Here is a 17,725-nt window from a genome sequence, read left to right as displayed (position 1 = left end):
CCACAGTGACCTCAGATGACCTGTTCGGTGCCGCGGGAGAGGCCGAGCGGCACGACCGGCCCGCCTCGGCGGGCGCGGCACCGCTCGCCGTGCGGATGCGCCCGCGCTCGCTCGACGAGGTCCGCGGACAGGCCTCCGTGCTGCGGCCGGGCAGCCCGCTCCGCCGCCTCATCGAGGGCTCCGGCGGTGCTGCCGGGCCCCTGTCGGCGATCATCTGGGGGCCGCCCGGGACGGGCAAGACGACGCTCGCCCACCTTGTCGCGACGGCGGCAGACCGCCGGTTCGTCGAGCTCTCGGCCGTCACGGCCGGGGTCAAGGACGTGCGATCGGTGATGGAGGCGGCGATCCGCGAGCGCGACCTCTACGGGCGCGCGACGGTGCTCTTCCTCGACGAGATCCACCGGTTCACCAAGGCCCAGCAGGATGCCCTCCTGCCCGGCGTGGAGAACCGGACCGTCATCCTCGTCGCAGCCACGACCGAGAACCCCTCCTTCAGCGTCATCGCGCCGCTCCTGTCCCGCTCCGTGCTCGTGACGCTCGAGTCGCTCTCCGACGCCGACGTGGCCGACCTGGTCACGGCTGCCCTGGCGGACGAGCGGGGCTTCGACGGCGCGCACACCCTCACGGCCGATGCGCTCGACCACCTCGTGCGCATCTCCGGCGGCGACGCCCGCAGGGCGCTCACCTCGCTGGAGGCCGCTGCGGGCGTGGCCCTCGACGCCCAGCCCGCCGGACGGCATACCGACGACCCGGTCGAGATCACCCTCGCGCACGTCGAGCAGGCTGTCGCCCACGCAGCGGTCCGCTACGACCGGACGGGCGACCAGCACTACGACGTGGCGAGCGCGCTGATCAAGTCGATGCGGGGCAGTGATGTCGACGCCGCCCTGCACTACCTCGCGCGAATGCTCGAGGCGGGGGAGGACCCACGCTTCATCGCCCGGCGGATCGTGATCTCCGCCAGCGAGGACGTCGGCATGGCAGACCCGACGGCCCTGCAGACCGCGGTCGCGGCCATGCACGCCGTCGCCCAGATCGGAATGCCCGAGGCGCGGATCATCCTCGCCCAGGCCGTCGTCCACAACGCGATGGCACCGAAGTCGAACGCCGCCTACCTCGGCGTCAACGAGGCGATCGCGGACGTGCGGGCGGGCCGAGGGGGAGCGGTCCCGGTTCACCTGCGCGGAAGCGGGTATGCCGGAGCCGACCGCCTCGGGCACGGGATGGGCTACGTCTACGCCCATGACGAGCCGGAGGGGGTGGCGCGCCAGCAGTACCTCCCCGACGACCTCGCGGACGGAGTGAGCTACTACCGGCCCACGGACCGGGGTTTCGAGGAGCGGTTGCGGGCGCGTCTGGAGTGGCTCAAGGGGCGGTTGGGGCGTCGCTCCACCGACGACGCCTGAGCAGCACCCGCGACGCCCCGTTGTTGCTCGCGCTGCCCTTGGCAGCGGATGTTTCGGCCGCGTTGCCGTCGGGCGCGCATTGTTGCGCCGTCCGTACGGATTCGTAACGATTCGTCATCCGCCCGTAGCCGAGGTTGGAGATGGGCAGTCCGTGTGGCAGGGTGACCACGGCCCGGCAACAGGTCACGGGGGCTTCCGTCCTGTGGCCATGAGCCCCGGGCCCGATCGATGGACGTCGGTCGATCGAGTTGTGATCCCACAAGGATGGAGAACCCCTTGAACGCAATGCCGGGTGCGGCTTTCGAGATCGAGGCCGAGGCCACCCCGCCGCCGGCCGTCGTGGCGCCGGAGCACAAGGACGTTCGCACCGGTCGCTCACCTGGGCAGGTCGCCTGGGACCGGCTCAAGAAGGACAAGGTCGCGATCGTCTGCGCCGTGATCATCCTCTTCTTCATCCTCGTCGCGATCTTCGCGCCTCTGCTGACCGCGCTCCAGGGCACCGACCCGACCACCGGACTCCCGGCCAGCCCCGACCGGACCAACACCGACCTTGTCGACATCGACGGCAACCCGCTCGTCGGGATGAGCCCGCACCACTGGCTGGGCGTCGAGCCCCGTCTCGGCCGCGACCTCTTCGCGCGCTGGGCCTACGGTGCCCGTCCGTCGCTCATCATCGGCTTCGTCGCCGCGGCGGCCTCGACGATCATCGGCGTGACGCTGGGTCTCCTCGGCGGCTACGTCGGTGGCGCCGTCGACCGCGTCATCTCCTGGGTCGTCGACTTCTTCCTCAGCCTTCCGCTCCTCCTCCTCGTGCTCGCGATCGTCCCGATCGTCCAGCTGCGCATCGCCGGCGGCAACGACCTGACCGCCGAAGAGCTCTCGACCATCCGCTTCTGGGTGATCATCGCCGTCCTCGTGGCCTTCGGCTGGATGGGGCTGGCCCGTCTCGTGCGCGGCGAGGTCAAGAGCCTGCGTGAGCGCGAGTTCGTCCAGGCCGCGCGGGCCATCGGCGTGCCGACCCACCAGGTCCTCTTCAAGGAGGTCCTGCCCAACCTCGTCGGCCCGATCATCGTCTCCGCGTCGATCGCCGTCCCCGCCTACATCACCTTCGAGGCGACCCTCAGCTACCTCGGCGCCGGCCTCGTCGAGCCCACCGCCTCGTGGGGACGCACGATCTCCGACGCCCAGAACTCGTTCGCGATCTACCCGCTCTGGCTGTGGCCGTCGGTCATCGCACTGTCGGCTCTCGTTCTCGCCCTGAGCCTCCTCGGCGACTCGATCCGCGACGCGTTCGACCCCACGAGCCGTCGCTGACCCGCTCAGTCCATGCCGCTGGGCCGACGGGCCCGCGGTCTTTCCAAGATGTCCCCGGCAAAGCGCCGGGACAAGCACAAAAGGGAGCAACACAATGCGCTGGACCAAAGTCCTGACCGTGGGAGCCGCGGCTTCCCTCGGCTTTGTCGCAGCCTGCGGCGCGCCTGCTGCCAACACCGGCAACAATGGCGCGAGCGGCGGCAACGACAAGGTGGAGGGCGCCGCAGCGGCGCTCGACCCGAACGCCAAGGGCCCCGCCCCCGAGGTCCCCGGAGCGAAGAAGGGCGGCACCCTCACGGTGTCGTACTCCACCGTCCCGGCCAACTTCGACCCGAGCGACCAGTTCTACCAGGACACGGCCGTCATCTTCTCGCTGACGCACCGCGCCCTCACGACGTTCACGATGCGGAACGGCAAGATGGTCCTCGTCCCGGACCTCGCCACCGACCTCGGCAAGTCCTCCGAGGACGGCCTGACGTGGACGTTCACGCTCAAGGACGGCATCAAGTACGAGGACGGCACCCCGGTCAAGGCCCAGGACATCGTCTTCGCGGCGAAGCGCTCCTTCGACCCCGACCTCGCTGCCAACGGTCCGACCTACCAGCGCGAGTTCTTCAAGGGCGGCGCCGACTACCAGGGTCCCTACAAGGGTGACAAGAACTGGAACGGCGTCGAGGCCAAGGACGACAAGACCGTCGTCTTCCACCTCGAGAAGCGCTTCGAGACGCTGCCCTACTTCGTCTCCTTCAACCAGTTCACGCCGATCCCCGAGGCGAAGGACAAGAAGGCCGACTACCAGCTCCACCCGCTCGCCACCGGCCCGTACATGTTCGACAAGTACACCCCGGGCACCGAGCTCACCCTCAAGCGCAACCCCAACTGGGACCCGGCGACCGACCCGGCTCGCAACGACTACCCGGACGCCTTCCACTTCAAGTTCGGCCAGGACGTCCTCAAGACGCAGACGGCCATCCTCGCGAGCAACGGCGACGACGCGACGACCCTCAACTGGGACTCGATCGACTCCTCGCTCGTCCCGCAGATCGAGGGCGAGAAGAAGGCCCAGTTCGAGGAGGGCCCGTCCTCCTGCGTGATCATGGTCAACATGGACGCGACCAAGATCCCCATGCCGGTGCGCAAGGCGATCGCCAAGGCGTGGCCGTTCGACTCGATCCACAAGGCCGGCGGCGAGACCTCGCACTCGTACAGCCCCGCCAGCACGATCATCCCGCCGCAGATCCCGGGTCACCTGGACTACGTCGTCGACGGCATGAACGGCAAGGGCGACGGCGACGCCGCGGCCGCCAAGAAGATGCTGGCCGACGCCGGCTACGGCCCCGACAAGCCGTTCGAGCTGACGTACTACTACACGAACGACGACGACATCGCCCAGAAGGTCAACCAGGTCCGCAAGCAGAAGCTCCAGGACGCCGGCTTCAAGGTCACCGACATCGGTGTCCCCGGAAAGGAGCGTCGCAAGATCGTCGGCAAGCCCAACGGCAAGTACAACATGCTCCAGTCGCCGCGCGGCTGGTGCTTCGACTGGCCGTCGGCCGACTCGATCATCCCGCCGACCATCGGTTCCATCGCCCTCTCGCAGGGTGGTACGACGTTCGGTAACTTCTCCGACGCCAAGATCGACGCCGAGATCAAGCGCATCCAGCAGCTCTCGATCACGGACCAGGGTCCGGAGTGGGGCAAGATGGACAAGTGGCTGACGGAGAACTACCTCCTGGCCATCCCGGACTACAACGACAAGGGCAACTCGGTCTTCGGCACGAAGGTCATGAACGTCCACAACAACCCGAACAAGGGCATGCCCGAGATCACCCAGATCTGGATCAACCAGTAAGACGGTCGGCTCGTCCCGTCCACCACGGGACGTGACCTGACCCGATGTGCCCCGGTGGGGGTCCGGAGAACCCGGGCCCCCACCGTCGGCGCCCTCTTTGGAAGGTAACCGTGCTCACGTACATCCTCAGGCGGGTGGCCCTGGCGCTCAGCGTCATCATGGCCACGCTCGTCTCGACGTTCCTGCTCTTCTTCGCCGGGCCGGCCGACCCCGCTCAGGCGATGTGCCCGGAGCTCAAGTGCACCCCCGAGCGTCTGGCCAGCATCCGCACCAGCCTCGGCCTGGACAAGCCGCTGTTCCAGCAGTTCACCGAGTACTTCAGCGGGCTGTTCGTCGGGCGCGACTTCCAGTACGCCGGTGACACCGTCCACTGCAGTGCGCCCTGCCTCGGTTTCTCCTTCCACACCGGTCGTCCGGTCGGGGAGATGATCTTCACGCGGTTCCCCAACACCCTCGTGCTGACGTTCATGGCCGTGATCATCTTCGTCACGGTGGGCGTCTCGATCGGCATCCTCGCGGCCACCCGCCGCGGGACGAGCGTCGACCGCAGCCTCATCGGCTTCTCGCAGGTCTTCGGCTCGATCCCGTACTACATCGTCGCCCTGCTCTTCTCGCTCTACCTCGTCACGCTCTGGGGCGTCCTGCCGCAGTTCCAGTCGATGGACAAGGGGCTGTTGCCCTACCTCGGCGGGCTCATAGCGCCCGCGATCATCCTCGGCCTCGTGACGTCGACGTCGTACACGCGCTACACGCGCAACTCGATGATCGACACGCTCTCGATGGACTACATCCGTACCGCGCGGTCCAAGGGCATCTCGGAGCGGACCGTCCTCGTCCGCCACGGCCTGCGCGCGGCCATGAGCCCGATCGTCACGATCCTCGGCCTCGACATCGCCGCCCTGCTCGCCGGTACCCTCATCACGGAGAAGATCTTCAACGTCGACGGCATCGGCAAGCAGGCCATCGACGCGCTGCGCAACGACGACCTGCCCGTCATCATGGGCACGGTCCTCATCGCAGCCACCGCGGTCGTGGTGATGAACCTCGTCGTCGACATCGCGTACTCGTACATCGACCCCCGAGTGAGGCTCTCGTGACCGCCACGACCGACCGGATCGCCACGACAGACCCGATCGCCACGGTCGGCGCCGAGGCCAGGAATCCCGGTGACGTCGTTCTGCGGGTGACCGACCTCTCCGTGCGCTTCCCGACGGACGAGGGGCTCGTCAAGGCCGTCTCCGACCTCAGCTACGAGGCCCGCCTCGGCCGGACGCTCGCCATCGTCGGCGAGTCCGGCTCCGGCAAGTCCGTCTCGAGCATGGCCGTGCTCGGGCTGCACAACCCCAAGAAGACCCAGATCACCGGCAGCATCACGCTCGACGGCACCGAGCTCGTCGGGGCCCCTCAGTCGACGTTCCAGAAGATCCGCAGCACCAAGGCCGCGATGGTCTTCCAGGACCCGCAGAGCTCGCTCCACCCGTTCCACAAGGTGGGCACCCAGATCGCCGAGGCGTACCAGGCCCACCACAAGGTGAGCCGGAGCATCGCCCAGAAGCGCGCGGTCGAGATGCTCGACCTCGTCGGCATCCCCAACCCGCAGCGCCGGGCCCAGCAGTACCCCCACGAGTTCTCGGGCGGCATGCGCCAGCGGGCCATGATCGCGCTCGGCCTCGTCAACAACCCGAAGCTGCTCATCGCCGACGAGCCGACGACGGCCCTCGACGTGACGGTCCAGGCCCAGATCCTCGACCTCGTCAACGACCTCCAGAAGGAGTTCGGCTCCGCGGTCATCCTCATCACGCACGACCTCGCGGTGGTCGCCGAGACCGCCGACGACATCCTCGTCATGTACGCGGGCCGCGGCGTCGAGAAGGGCTACGCCAAGGAGGTGCTGGCCCAGCCGTCGCACCCCTACACCTATGGCCTGCTCCAGTCGCTCCCCTCGCACTCCGAGGACCTCGAGGAGCTCAAGGCGATCAAGGGCGCGCCCCCCAGCCTGCTCAACCTGCCGTCCGGCTGCTCCTTCCACCCCCGCTGCGCCTTCAAGGACGAGGTCGGCGAGGCCTGCTGGACCACGCTGCCCGAGTGGCGGCCGACGCCCGGCCTCGCCAACCGCCAGCTCCGCTGCCACCTCGCCGACCCGGTGGCGACTCTCCAGAACGACGAGGGCGTCCGATGACCCAGCAGCAGATCGACCAGCAGACCGGTGACGAGGGCACCGACCGGACCGGCGCCGCCGCCGTGCCCCAGACCGCGCCGGAGACGAGCCGGAAGTCGGGTCAGGAGACGGGCCAGCCGCTTCTCAAGGTCACCGACCTCCAGCGATACTTCCCGTTCCGTGAGGTCCAGGGCCTGAAGATGGTGCGCGCGACGGTCAAGGCCGTCGACGGGATCAGCTTCACCGTCCGCCAGGGCCAGACGCTCGGCCTCGTCGGCGAGTCCGGCTGTGGCAAGTCGACGACCTCGCGCCTCATCACGCGTCTCGACACCCCGACCGCGGGCACGATCGAGTTCCAGGGTCGCGACATCACCCACCTCAAGGAGAGCGAGCTCCGCGAGATCCGGCGTGACGTCCAGATGATCTTCCAGGACCCCTACTCCTCGCTCAACCCGCGGCACACGGTCGGGACGATCCTCAGCACGCCGCTCAAGGTCCACGGCCTGCACCAGGGCAAGGAGAAGGCCCGCGTCCAGGAGCTGCTCGAGCTCGTCGGCCTCAACCCCGAGCACATCAACCGCTACCCGTCGGAGTTCTCCGGCGGACAGCGCCAGCGCATCGGCATCGCGCGCGCCCTCGCGGTCGAGCCCAAGCTGATCATCGCCGACGAGCCGGTCTCGGCCCTCGACGTCTCGATCCAGGCCCAGGTCATGAACCTGCTCGCCAAGCTGCGCGACGAGCTCGACCTCGCCTTCATCTTCGTCGCCCACGACCTCGGCGTCGTGCGCCACTTCTGCGACCAGGTCGCGGTCATGTACCTCGGCAAGATCGTCGAGTACGGCGACAAGAAGAAGATCTACGAGGCGCCCGAGCACCCGTACACCCAGGCGCTGCTGTCCGCGGCCCCCGACATCAACGTCGCCCGCGGCATCGCCCCGAAGGAGCGGATCCGTCTCGTCGGCGACGTGCCGAGCCCGATCGACCCGCCGAGCGGCTGCCGCTTCCGCACCCGCTGCTGGAAGGCGCAGGACATCTGCGCCCAGCAGGAGCCGCCGCTGCTCTCGGCGCAGGCGGACGAGTCGCTCCGTGGCAAGCGCGAGGGTGGCCTCCACCTGCAGGCCTGCCACTTCCCCGAGGTCAAGACCGACCTCGTGGCCGAGGTCGAGTCGGCCTGATCGACGCACCACCCCGCTGGGCCGCCGGACACGATCCGGCGGCCCAGCGGCATACCCGGCGGTCTCCGGTCAGGGGCACCCGGGGAACCGGGGGGGCGCCGACGGCGCCGGCGGCTCCGACGGTGGTATGCCGCTGGGTCCCGTCCGCCGTGTCGGTGCCTGGCGCGCTGGGTCGCCCACGGCCCCGTGGTCTAGGCCGGATCATCGGCGCGAACGACCGCGCCGATGATCCGGAGGACGACATGCACGTGTTCGAGATGCCGACGAGAGGCGTCGTGCACCCGGTGAGCCGAGCTCCCCGGGGGTCAGCCGCGCCCGCCTGACGCGCGCCGACTGGCCCCGCCCCGACCCCATCGACACCCGAACTTCGACCCAAGGATCTGCACACCATGGAAACCGCTGAGATCAGGCGCCGCTGGCTCTCGTTCTTCGAAGAGCGCGGCCACACCGTCGTGCCGAGCGCTCCGCTCGTCCACGAGGACCCCAACCTGCTGTTCGTCAACGCCGGCATGGTCCCCTTCAAGCCGTACTTCCTCGGCCAGGAGACGCCGCAGTTCACGCGCGCCACGAGCGTGCAGAAGTGCGTGCGCACCCTCGACATCGAGGAGGTCGGCAAGACGACCCGCCACGGGACGTTCTTCCAGATGAACGGCAACTTCTCCTTCGGCGACTACTTCAAGGAAGGCGCGATCGCGCTCGCCTGGGAGCTCGTGACGCGCAGCCAGAGCGAGGGCGGCTACGGCTTCGACGAGAAGGACCTCTACGCCTCCGTCTACCACGAGGACGAGGAGGCCATCGCGATCTGGAAGAAGGTCGCGGGCCTGCCCGACGACCGGATCGTGCGCCTCGGCAAGAAGGACAACTACTGGAACATGGGCGTGCCCGGCCCGGGTGGTCCCTGCTCCGAGATCCTCATCGACCGCGGCCCCGAGTTCGGCGCCGAGCGCGACTGGGAGGCGGGCGACCGCTACCTCGAGTTCTGGAACCTCGTCTTCATGCAGGACGACCTGTCCGCGGTCCGCTCGAAGGAGGACTTCGACATCGCGGGCGGCCTGCCCAAGAAGAACATCGACACCGGCATGGGCCTCGAGCGGGTCGCCTACCTGCTCCAGGGCGTCGACAACATCTATGAGATCGACGAGGTCTTCCCGGTGATCTCGGTCGCCGAGGACCTCTCCGGCCGTCGCTACGGCGCCAACCACGAGGACGACGTGCGCTTCCGCGTCGTCGCCGACCACGTGCGCTCCGCGCTCATGCTCATCGGCGACGGCGTCACGCCGGGCAACGAGGGCCGCGGGTACGTCCTGCGCCGCCTCATCCGCCGCGCGGTCCGCTCGATGCGCCTGCTCGGCGTCGACGCGCCGACGCTCGCGGAGCTCCTGCCGGTCAGCAAGGACCGGATGAAGGCGTCCTACCCCGAGCTCGAGGCCGGGTTCGGCCGGATCAGCCAGATCGCGTACGCCGAGGAGGACGCGTTCCGTCGCACCCTGAGTGCCGGGACGACGATCCTCGACACGGCGGTCGCGAAGGCGAAGTCGGCGGGCCGGTCCTCCCTCGGCGGAGACGAGGCCTTCGCCCTCCACGACACCTACGGCTTCCCCATCGACCTCACCCTCGAGATGGCGGCCGAGCAGGGCCTGCAGGTCGACGAGGCCGGCTTCCGACGTCTCATGGGCGAGCAGCGCGACCGGGCGAAGGCCGACGCCAAGGCGAAGAAGAGCGCCCATGGCGACACCCAGGTGTACCGCCAGGTGGCGGACGCGGTCGGGCGCGAGGTCGAGTTCACCGGCTACGACCAGACCGTCACCGACGCGACGGTTCGCGGGCTCATCCGAGGTGGCGAGGTCGTCGAGCGGGTCGGTGCGGGTGACGAGATCGAGATCGTCCTCGACCGCACGCCGCTCTACGCCGAGTCCGGCGGCCAGCAGGCCGACCACGGCCTCATCCGCCTCTCCAACGGCGGCCTCATCGAGGTGACCGACGTGCAGCGGCCGATCTCCGGTCTGGTCGTGCATCGCGCCCGGGTCCTCGACGGCGAGGTCGCGACCGGCGAGGCGGCCGAGGCCGAGGTCGACGTGGCCCGCCGTCGGTCGATCTCGCGCGCGCACACGGCGACGCACATGGTCCACCAGGCGCTGCGTGACGAGCTCGGCGAGACGGCGACGCAGGCCGGCTCCGAGAACTCGCCCGGACGCCTGCGCTTCGACTTCAAGGCGATGCAGGCCGTCCCGGACGAGGCGATGGCCGACATCGAGGCCCGGATCAACGGCGTGCTCCTCGACGACCTGCCCGTGACGGCCGACATCATGGCGCTCGACGATGCGAGGAAGATGGGCGCGATGGCGCTCTTCGGGGAGAAGTACGGCGAGCGCGTTCGTGTCGTCTCGATCGGCGAGTGGTCGCGTGAGCTCTGCGTCGGCACGCACACGCCCCGTGTCGGCCAGATCGGGGTCGTCAAGCTGCTCGGCGAGGCGTCGATCGGCTCGGGGGTCCGGCGCGTCGAGGCGCTCGTCGGCGCCGACGCCTACGGCCACCTCGCTCGCGAGGCCGCGATCGTCAGCCAGCTGACCGGCTCGCTCAACGTGCGCGCGGACGAGCTGCCCGACCGGATCGCGAGCCTGCTGTCCAAGCTCAAGGACGCGGAGCGCGAGATCGCGGCGGTCAAGCAGGGCCAGGTCCTCGGGGCCGCCCCGGGCCTCGTCGGCTCGGCGCGCGACATCGCGGGCGTGACCTTCGTCAGCCACGACGCCGGCACGGACGTGCGTGCGGAGGACCTCAGGGCGCTCGTGCTCGACGTGCGGACGCGCCTCGGCGCGGACCGTCCCGTTGTCGTCTCGATGGCGGCGGCGGCCGGTGGGCGACCCTTCGTGATCGTCGCCACCAACGAGGCGGCCAGGCACGCGGGGATCAAGGCCGGTGCCTACGTCCGCGTCGCGGCCCAGGTCCTCGGCGGGGGCGGGGGCGGCAAGGACGACCTCGCCCAGGGCGGCGGCACCGACGCGTCGAAGGTCTCGGACGCGCTCGGGGCCGTCGAGCAGGCCCTCAGAGCCCGGGGCGCATGACCGCGGACGGCGAGCGCCCCACCCGCGAGGCCAGGCTCGGGACGCGGATCGGCGTCGACGTGGGCAACGCCCGCGTCGGCGTCGCCGCCTCCGACCCCTCGGGGGTCCTTGCCCACCCCGTGGCGACGCTGGCGCGTGATGTCGAGCGCGAGTCCGACCTCGAGCGGATCGTCGCCCTCGTCGCCGAGCGCGAGGCGATCGAGGTGGTCGTGGGGCTGCCTCGGCACCTCTCCGGCGAGGAGGGCGAGGCAGCCCGGAGCGCCAGGGCGTATGCCGCTCGGCTGGCCCAGCGGATCCCCGCGGTCACGGTTCGGCTCGTCGACGAGCGCTTGACCACCGTCGCCGCGCACCGCAGACTACGCGACAGCGGCGTGCCCGGCCGGGGGCAGCGGGCCGTCGTGGACCAGGCTGCGGCCGTCATCATCCTGCAGTCCGCCCTCGACGCCGAGGCCACGTCGGGCCGGGCGCCGGGGGAGACGGTGTCACCGCACCGAAAGCCCCGGAAGAAGGAACGTCGCCGATGAAGGATCACCTGGAGTCGTCCATCTTCGGGGACCACGACGACCAGCTCGACGTGCAGGAGTACCCGCCGGCCGAGGCCGAGGCCGAGGCGCCGGCCGCCGTGCCCCGAACCCGACGGGAGGTGCGTGAGGCGGAGGAGGCGGCCAAGCGCAACGCCAAGCGCCGGGGCAGGACGAAGGACAAGGCGCCCGCGGGAGCGGCCGTCAAGGGACGGCCGTCGGTCCTGCGCCGGATCGCCGTCATCCTCCTCGCTCTCATCGTCGTCGGTGGCGGGGTCGCCGTCGCCTACACCTACCTCTGGCCGGTCGTGGCCGACATGCTCGAGCCCAACGACTACCCGGGTCCCGGCACGGGTGAGGTCCAGGTCAGGATCGAGGAGGGCGCCGGCGGCTCCGCCATCGCCCGATTGCTGGCTGCGGACGACGTGGTCAAGTCGAGCAAGGCCTTCATCGAGGCGGCCCGCGACGAGCCGAGGAGCGCCGGCATCCAGCCCGGCGTCTACGAGCTGCGAAAGCAGATGCGGGCGCGCGACGCCCTCGCGATCCTCATCGACCCCAAGAACCGCATCACCACGGCGGTGACGATCCCCGAGGGCCTCTGGGCCAAGGAGATCTACGCCAAGCTCTCCGACGCGACCGGGATCCCCGTGGCCGAGTACGTCGCCGCGGCCAAGGACCCGGCGGCGCTCGGGCTCCCCGCCGCGGCCAAGGGCAACGTCGAGGGATACCTCTTCCCGGCGAGCTACACCTTCGACCCCGGGACGAGCGCGAAGGACCAGCTCGCGAAGATGGTCGCCGAGTCGACGAAGCGCCTCGAGGCGCTCGGTGTGCCGGAGAACGACATGGAGCGGGTCATGACGATCGCCAGCCTCGTCGAGGCGGAGGCGAAGTTCGAGGCCGACCGGCCCAAGGTCGCCCGGGTCGTCGACAACCGCCTCGCCGCCAAGATGCCGCTCCAGTTCGACTCGACGGTCAACTACGCCGAGGGCAAGCACGGCATCACGACGACGAACGAGGCCCGAGCGAGCGCGAGCCCGTACAACACGTACAAGGTCGTCGGGCTCCCGCCGGGTCCGATCGGCAACCCCGGCGAGAGCGCCATCCGGGCGGCAGCGCAGCCGGCGGACGGTCCGTGGCTCTACTTCGTCACCGTGAACCCCACGACGGGTGAGACGAAGTTCGCCGCGACCTACGCCGAGCACCAGAAGAACGTCGCGCAGTTCCAGGCCTGGTGCGCGGCGAACAAGGGCAAGTGCTGAGCCCGGGTCCCGGCCCGGGTGGGGTCACCCACTGTGGTGTCTGGGGCTCGCCGATCGACCACTCCCTCTCGCCGGTCCTCCACCGGGCGGCCTACGCCGCCCTCGGACTCGACGACTGGGTCTACGAGCGGCGCGAGGTCGCCGCGGCGGGCTTCGCCGCGGCGTTGCGGGGCCTTGATGCGTCATGGCGGGGGTTGTCGCTCACGATGCCGCTCAAGGAGGTCGCTCTCGGCGAGGCGGTGTCCGTGAGCACCACCGCGAGGGAGACCGGCGCCGTCAACACCCTCGTGCGCCACCCCGACGGGTGGCGCGGACACAACACCGACGTGCACGGCATCGTGCAGGCGCTGCGCGAGGCGGGGTGCCGCGACACGAGCAGTGCCCTCGTCATCGGCTCGGGCGCGACGGCGCGTTCGGCCGTGGCCGCGCTCGCCCGGTCGGGGACGCGTGCCGTGACGTTCATGGTCCGGGGTCGTGCTCGCCCCGAGACCGTGGCCCAGGCGCGCGCCTCGGGGCTGCACGTCGAGGTCGCCCGGATGGGCGACTGGGCCTTCGGCGACGTGGTCGACGTGGTCGACGTGGTCGTCAGCACCGTGCCCCCGAGCGCGGTGCCGGCCCTCGACTCCTTCCCGATGGCGCACGATCGTGCGGCGCGTCGGCGAACCGTCCTCGACGTCGTCTACGGGCAGGGGGAGACCCCGCTGCAGGCGGCGGCCCGGGCCCGCGGCTGGACGATCGCGAGGGGGGTCGACATGCTCCTCCACCAGGCCACCGAGCAGGTCGAGCTGATGACGGGCAGGCCGGCACCCCTCCCGGCCATGAGAGACGCCCTCGAGAGAGCGCTCGCCGAGCGGGCCGGAGGCCGTGCCGGATGACCTGGATCCAGGGACCGGGGACGCCGTGGTGGTACGTCATCGTCTCCGTCGTGGCGGGCGCCGGCGTCGGGTTCGCCCTCGTCCGACCCCTCGCCGAACGTGGCTACCGGCTCGATGACGAGACCGGGCCGGGACCACGGGCGCCGATCGCTCTCGTCCCCCTCTCGCTGGCCGCGCTGTGGGGAGTGCTCGCGTGGCGGTTCGGACCCGAGTCGGAGTGGGCGCTCGCGCCGGCCTACCTCGGCTTCGCCGTCGTCGCCATCGCCCTGGCCTGGGTGGACGCCGACGTCCATCGCCTCCCGCGCGGCCTGACCCATCCCGCCTACCCGATGCTCCTCGGCCAGCTGGCACTGGCCTCGCTCGCGTCCGGCGACTGGGCCGCCCTGCGACGGGCCGTCATCGCCGGGGCCGTCCTCTGGGTGGTCTACCTCGGTCTCGCGATCCTCGCCGCGCTGCTGCGCAGCGGCTTCGGGCTCGGAGACGTGACGCTGTCCGGCCTGGTCGGGCTCGCGACGGGCTACGTCTCCCCGCTCGCCCCGCTCGTGGCGACGTGCGCGGCCTTCCTCCTGTCGGGGGTGTACGGGATCGGGCGCATCGTGCTCCGGCGGGGGAGCCACAAGGACGACATCGCCTTCGGCCCGTGGATGCTCGTCGGCGCCCTCCTCGCCCTCTTCATCGAGCTGGCCCCGATCTGACTGAGCGTCTCGCGGGAGAGGTCGCCAGCTGGACGCCGCGGCGGGCGGTCGCGGAGTGCGTGGGAGGATCGGGGCATGTTGCGTTGGTTGACCGCCGGTGAGTCACACGGGCCCGCCCTCGTCGCGATGCTCGAGGGACTGCCCGCCGGTGTCGAGGTGCAGGCGAAGGACGTTCAGGCGGCGCTCGCGCGCCGACGGCTCGGCCACGGCCGCGGTGCCCGGATGAAGTTCGAGCAGGACGAGGTGGAGTTCCTCGGCGGCCTGCGCCACGGCGTCACGCTCGGCTCGCCCCTCGCGATCCGCGTCGGCAACTCCGAGTGGCCGAAGTGGCAGACCGTCATGAGCCCGGAGCCCGTCTCGGCCGAGGCGTATGCCGCCGCCGACGACGTCAACGCCGAGAAGGAGATCGCCCGCAACCGGCCGCTCACCCGGCCCCGCCCGGGGCATGCCGACCTCGTCGGCATGCAGAAGTACGGCTACGAGGATGCCCGTCCGGTCCTCGAGCGGGCCTCGGCGCGCGAGACGGCAGCACGGGTCGCGCTCGGGGAGGTCGCGGCCCGGTTCCTCGACCAGGCGTACGGCATACGCCTCGTCTCCCACACCATCTCCATCGGGACGGCTGCGGTCCGCCCCGGTGCCGCGCTGCCGACGCCCGACGACGTCGAGCGACTCGACGCCGACCCCGTGCGCGCCTTCGACCCGGAGGGCTCGAACGCCATGGTCGCCGAGGTCGACGCCGCCAGGAAGGACGGCGACACGCTCGGCGGGGTCGTCGAGGTGCTGGCCTACGGCCTGCCGCCGGGCCTCGGGTCCCACGTCCACTGGGACCGCAAGCTCGATGCCCAGCTTGCCGCTGCCCTGATGAGCATCCAGGCGATCAAGGGGGTCGAGGTCGGCGACGGCTTCGAGACGGCCCGCCGTCGCGGCTCGGAGGCGCACGACGAGATGGACCTCGTCGACGGCGTGATCGTCCGTCGGACGGGTCGGGCCGGGGGCACCGAAGGCGGCATGTCGACCGGTCAGGTCCTCCGCGTCCGCGCCGCGATGAAGCCCATCAGCACCGTCCCGCGCGCCCTCGCGACGGTCGACGTCGTCACCGGGGAGGCGGCCACGGCGATCCACCAGCGCTCCGACGTCTGCGCGGTCCCGGCCGCCGGGGTCGTGGCGGAGGCGATGGTCGCCCTCGTCCTCGCGCAGGCCTGCCTGGAGAAGTTCGGCGGCGACTCGGTCGCGGAGACGTCGCGCAACCATGCGGCATACCTCGCCGGGATCCGAGAGGGGCTGCGGACGTGGTGACCACCCGTCGGGCGTCGGCCCCGCATCCCCGCTCGACCGACGGTCCGCGCGTCGTGCTCGTCGGACCTCCGGGCGCGGGCAAGTCGACTGTCGGTGCCGCCCTCGCCACGCGTCTCGGCGCGGAGCTGCACGACACCGACGCGGCGATCGAGGCCGCCCAGGGCCGGTCGATCAGCGACATCTTCGTCGACGACGGCGAGCCGGTCTTCCGTGCTCTCGAACGCGCCGAGGTCGCTCGGGCCCTCGCCGAGCACACCGGCGTCGTCGCCGTCGGTGGCGGGGCCGTCATGGACCCGGCTACCGAGGCCGCGCTCGACGGGCACACCGTCGTCTTCCTCGACGTCGCCATCGCCGACGCGAGCAAGCGCATCGGCTTCGACCGGTCACGTCCGCTCCTGTCCGTCAACCCGCGGGCGTCGTGGGTGGCGATGATGAACGCCCGGCGCGCGACCTACGAGCGGGTCGCGACGCTGCGGGTCGACACGGCGGGGCGCACGCCCGAGGACGTCGTCGACGAGATCGTCGCGCGGCTCGAGGCGACCGGCGGCCCGGACGCATGAGCGACGTGACGACGATCGCGGTGGGCGACGACTACGACGTCCTCATCGGCTCCGGAGTGCTCGCCCGCGTCGGGACCCTGCTCGGTGGTGACGTCGAGCGCGTGCTCGTCGTGCACCCGCCGACACTCTCCGTGCTCGCCGGACGCGTCGAGGTCGCCCTCACGGAGCAGGGGTATGCCGTCCACCGGGCCGAGGTGCCCGACGCCGAGGCCGCCAAGACGATCGGCGTCGCTGCGGACCTCTGGGCGCTGCTCGGCCGGGCCGGGTTCACCCGCACCGACGCGGTCGTGGGAGTCGGGGGCGGCACCGTCACCGACCTCGCCGGGTTCGTCGCCGCCGGCTGGCTGCGGGGCGTGCGCGTCGTCCAGGTCCCGACGACCCTTCTCGGCATGGTCGATGCAGCCGTCGGCGGCAAGACCGGCGTCAACACCGCCGAGGGCAAGAACCTCGTCGGCGCCTTCCACCCGCCGGCCGGGGTGCTCTGCGATGTCGATGTCCTCGCCACGCTCCCGGAGGCGGATCTCGTCGCCGGGCTCGCCGAGGTCATCAAGTGCGGCTTCATCGCCGATCCCGCCATCCTCGACCTCGTCGAGGCCGATCCCGAGGCTGCCCGCCGCACCGACAACCCCCGCCTCCGCGAGCTCATCGAGCGCGCGGTCAGGGTCAAGGCGGAGGTCGTCGCGGCCGACCTCCGCGAGAGCTCCCTGCGCGAGATCCTCAACTACGGCCACACGTTCGGCCACGCGATCGAGCAGGTCGAGGGCTACACCTGGCGGCACGGCGAGGCCATCAGCGTCGGCATGGTCTACGTCGCCGAGCTGGCGCGGCTCACGGGTCATCTCGCGGGTCCCGAGGGCGAGGCCCTCGTCGCGCGGCACCGTTCGGTCCTCGCGTCGGTGGGCCTGCCGACGACCTACCGCGACGACCGGTGGGAGGACCTGCTGACGGCGATGCGCCGTGACAAGAAGTCCCGCGGGTCGACCCTGAGGTTCGTCGTCCTCGACGGGCTGGCCCGGCCCACCCGCCTCGCCGGCCCGAGCGACGAGACGCTCCGAGCGGCATACGGCCTCGTCGGCACGCCCGCGACCGCGGCCGCGAACTAGACTCCGCCCATGACGGCACCCCTGGTCTACGTCCTGTCGGGACCGAACCTCAACCGCCTCGGCACGCGTGAGCCGGAGATCTACGGCTCGGACACCCTCGACGACATCCACCGGGCCGTCGTCACCGAGGCGAGGGCCCTCGGGCTCGTCGCCGACTGCCGCCAGACCAACCACGAGGGCGAGCTCGTCGACTGGCTCCACGAGGCCGTCGACGTCGGCGCCGACGTCGTGCTCAACCCGGGCGCCCTGACGCACTACTCGTATGCCGTCCGCGACGCCTGCGCGATCGTGACGACGAGCGGGCGCAGCCTCGTCGAGGTGCACCTGAGCAACCCCGCGACCCGCGAGGAGTTCCGGCACACGTCCGTGGTCGCCGGCGTCGCGACGGGCACGATCGCCGGCTTCGGGCTGCAGTCCTACCTGCTCGCCCTACGCGCCCTCGTCTGACC

At 70.9% G+C, this 17,725-nt stretch carries 15 protein-coding genes; all 15 read left to right on the top strand.

Annotated features, from left to right (window positions below):
* Positions 1-5: 5 nt before the first annotated feature.
* The 15 genes from N865_RS04180 to aroQ all read left to right on the top strand — a co-directional run bounded on the left by N865_RS04180 (position 6) and on the right by aroQ (position 17,723).
* On the top strand, positions 6-1,406 hold the full coding sequence (locus N865_RS04180) for a replication-associated recombination protein A (protein ID WP_034801866.1): 1,401 nt from the start codon (positions 6-8) through the stop codon (positions 1,404-1,406).
* A 285-nt stretch (positions 1,407-1,691) separates the two neighbouring features.
* A complete protein-coding gene (locus tag N865_RS04175; RefSeq protein ID WP_157557554.1) occupies positions 1,692-2,720 on the top strand; it encodes an ABC transporter permease in 1,029 nt (342 codons plus the stop codon).
* Between the two features lie 94 nt (positions 2,721-2,814).
* A complete protein-coding gene (locus N865_RS04170; RefSeq protein WP_034801862.1) occupies positions 2,815-4,572 on the top strand; it encodes an ABC transporter substrate-binding protein in 1,758 nt (585 codons plus the stop codon).
* 110 nt (positions 4,573-4,682) lie between these two features.
* Complete coding sequence (locus tag N865_RS04165; protein WP_034801860.1) at positions 4,683-5,669, top strand: ABC transporter permease; 987 nt, start codon at positions 4,683-4,685, stop codon at positions 5,667-5,669.
* Positions 5,666-6,751 carry an ABC transporter ATP-binding protein gene (locus tag N865_RS04160; protein WP_245603654.1) on the top strand — a complete coding sequence of 362 codons (1,086 nt, stop codon included), beginning with the start codon at positions 5,666-5,668 and terminating at the stop codon, positions 6,749-6,751. Before N865_RS04165 ends, N865_RS04160 begins: the two co-directional genes overlap by 4 nt.
* Positions 6,748-7,905: an ABC transporter ATP-binding protein gene (locus tag N865_RS04155; protein WP_245603653.1), complete on the top strand. Its 1,158-nt coding sequence runs from the start codon at positions 6,748-6,750 to the stop codon at positions 7,903-7,905. The genes N865_RS04160 and N865_RS04155 overlap by 4 nt, the downstream gene beginning before the upstream one ends.
* Before the next feature lie 389 nt (positions 7,906-8,294).
* Positions 8,295-10,967, top strand: coding sequence for an alanine--tRNA ligase (gene alaS / locus N865_RS04150; protein ID WP_034801859.1), 2,673 nt, complete (start codon positions 8,295-8,297; stop codon positions 10,965-10,967).
* Entirely contained in the window at positions 10,964-11,491 is a 528-nt protein-coding gene (gene ruvX, locus N865_RS04145; RefSeq protein ID WP_051510092.1) for a Holliday junction resolvase RuvX, read from the top strand. The genes alaS and ruvX overlap by 4 nt, the downstream gene beginning before the upstream one ends.
* On the top strand, positions 11,488-12,747 hold the full coding sequence (mltG, locus tag N865_RS04140) for an endolytic transglycosylase MltG (protein ID WP_034801858.1): 1,260 nt from the start codon (positions 11,488-11,490) through the stop codon (positions 12,745-12,747). The genes ruvX and mltG overlap by 4 nt, the downstream gene beginning before the upstream one ends.
* The gene (locus N865_RS04135) at positions 12,741-13,622 is read left to right on the top strand and encodes a shikimate dehydrogenase (RefSeq protein WP_051510090.1); all 882 of its coding nucleotides are present in this window, start codon (positions 12,741-12,743) and stop codon (positions 13,620-13,622) included. The genes mltG and N865_RS04135 overlap by 7 nt, the downstream gene beginning before the upstream one ends.
* Positions 13,619-14,317, top strand: a complete 699-nt coding sequence (locus N865_RS04130; RefSeq protein WP_034801857.1) for an A24 family peptidase — start codon at positions 13,619-13,621, stop codon at positions 14,315-14,317. The genes N865_RS04135 and N865_RS04130 overlap by 4 nt, the downstream gene beginning before the upstream one ends.
* A 75-nt stretch (positions 14,318-14,392) precedes the next feature.
* Positions 14,393-15,613, top strand: coding sequence for a chorismate synthase (aroC, locus tag N865_RS04125; protein ID WP_034801856.1), 1,221 nt, complete (start codon positions 14,393-14,395; stop codon positions 15,611-15,613).
* Positions 15,607-16,173 (top strand): shikimate kinase, encoded by a 567-nt coding sequence (locus N865_RS04120; protein WP_281173477.1) that lies wholly within the window; start codon positions 15,607-15,609, stop codon positions 16,171-16,173. Before aroC ends, N865_RS04120 begins: the two co-directional genes overlap by 7 nt.
* Entirely contained in the window at positions 16,170-17,276 is a 1,107-nt protein-coding gene (aroB, locus tag N865_RS04115; protein ID WP_034801855.1) for a 3-dehydroquinate synthase, read from the top strand. Before N865_RS04120 ends, aroB begins: the two co-directional genes overlap by 4 nt.
* A 9-nt stretch (positions 17,277-17,285) precedes the next feature.
* Positions 17,286-17,723 carry a type II 3-dehydroquinate dehydratase gene (aroQ, locus tag N865_RS04110; RefSeq protein ID WP_034801854.1) on the top strand — a complete coding sequence of 146 codons (438 nt, stop codon included), beginning with the start codon at positions 17,286-17,288 and terminating at the stop codon, positions 17,721-17,723.
* The last annotated feature ends 2 nt before the right edge of the window (positions 17,724-17,725 follow it).

The organism is Intrasporangium oryzae NRRL B-24470, assembly GCF_000576595.1.
In the GTDB taxonomy this organism is placed as follows: Bacteria; Actinomycetota; Actinomycetes; order Actinomycetales; family Dermatophilaceae; genus Intrasporangium_C; species Intrasporangium_C oryzae.
Note: the sequence above shows the minus strand (reverse complement) of the source record. Positions and strands in the feature narration are given on the sequence as shown.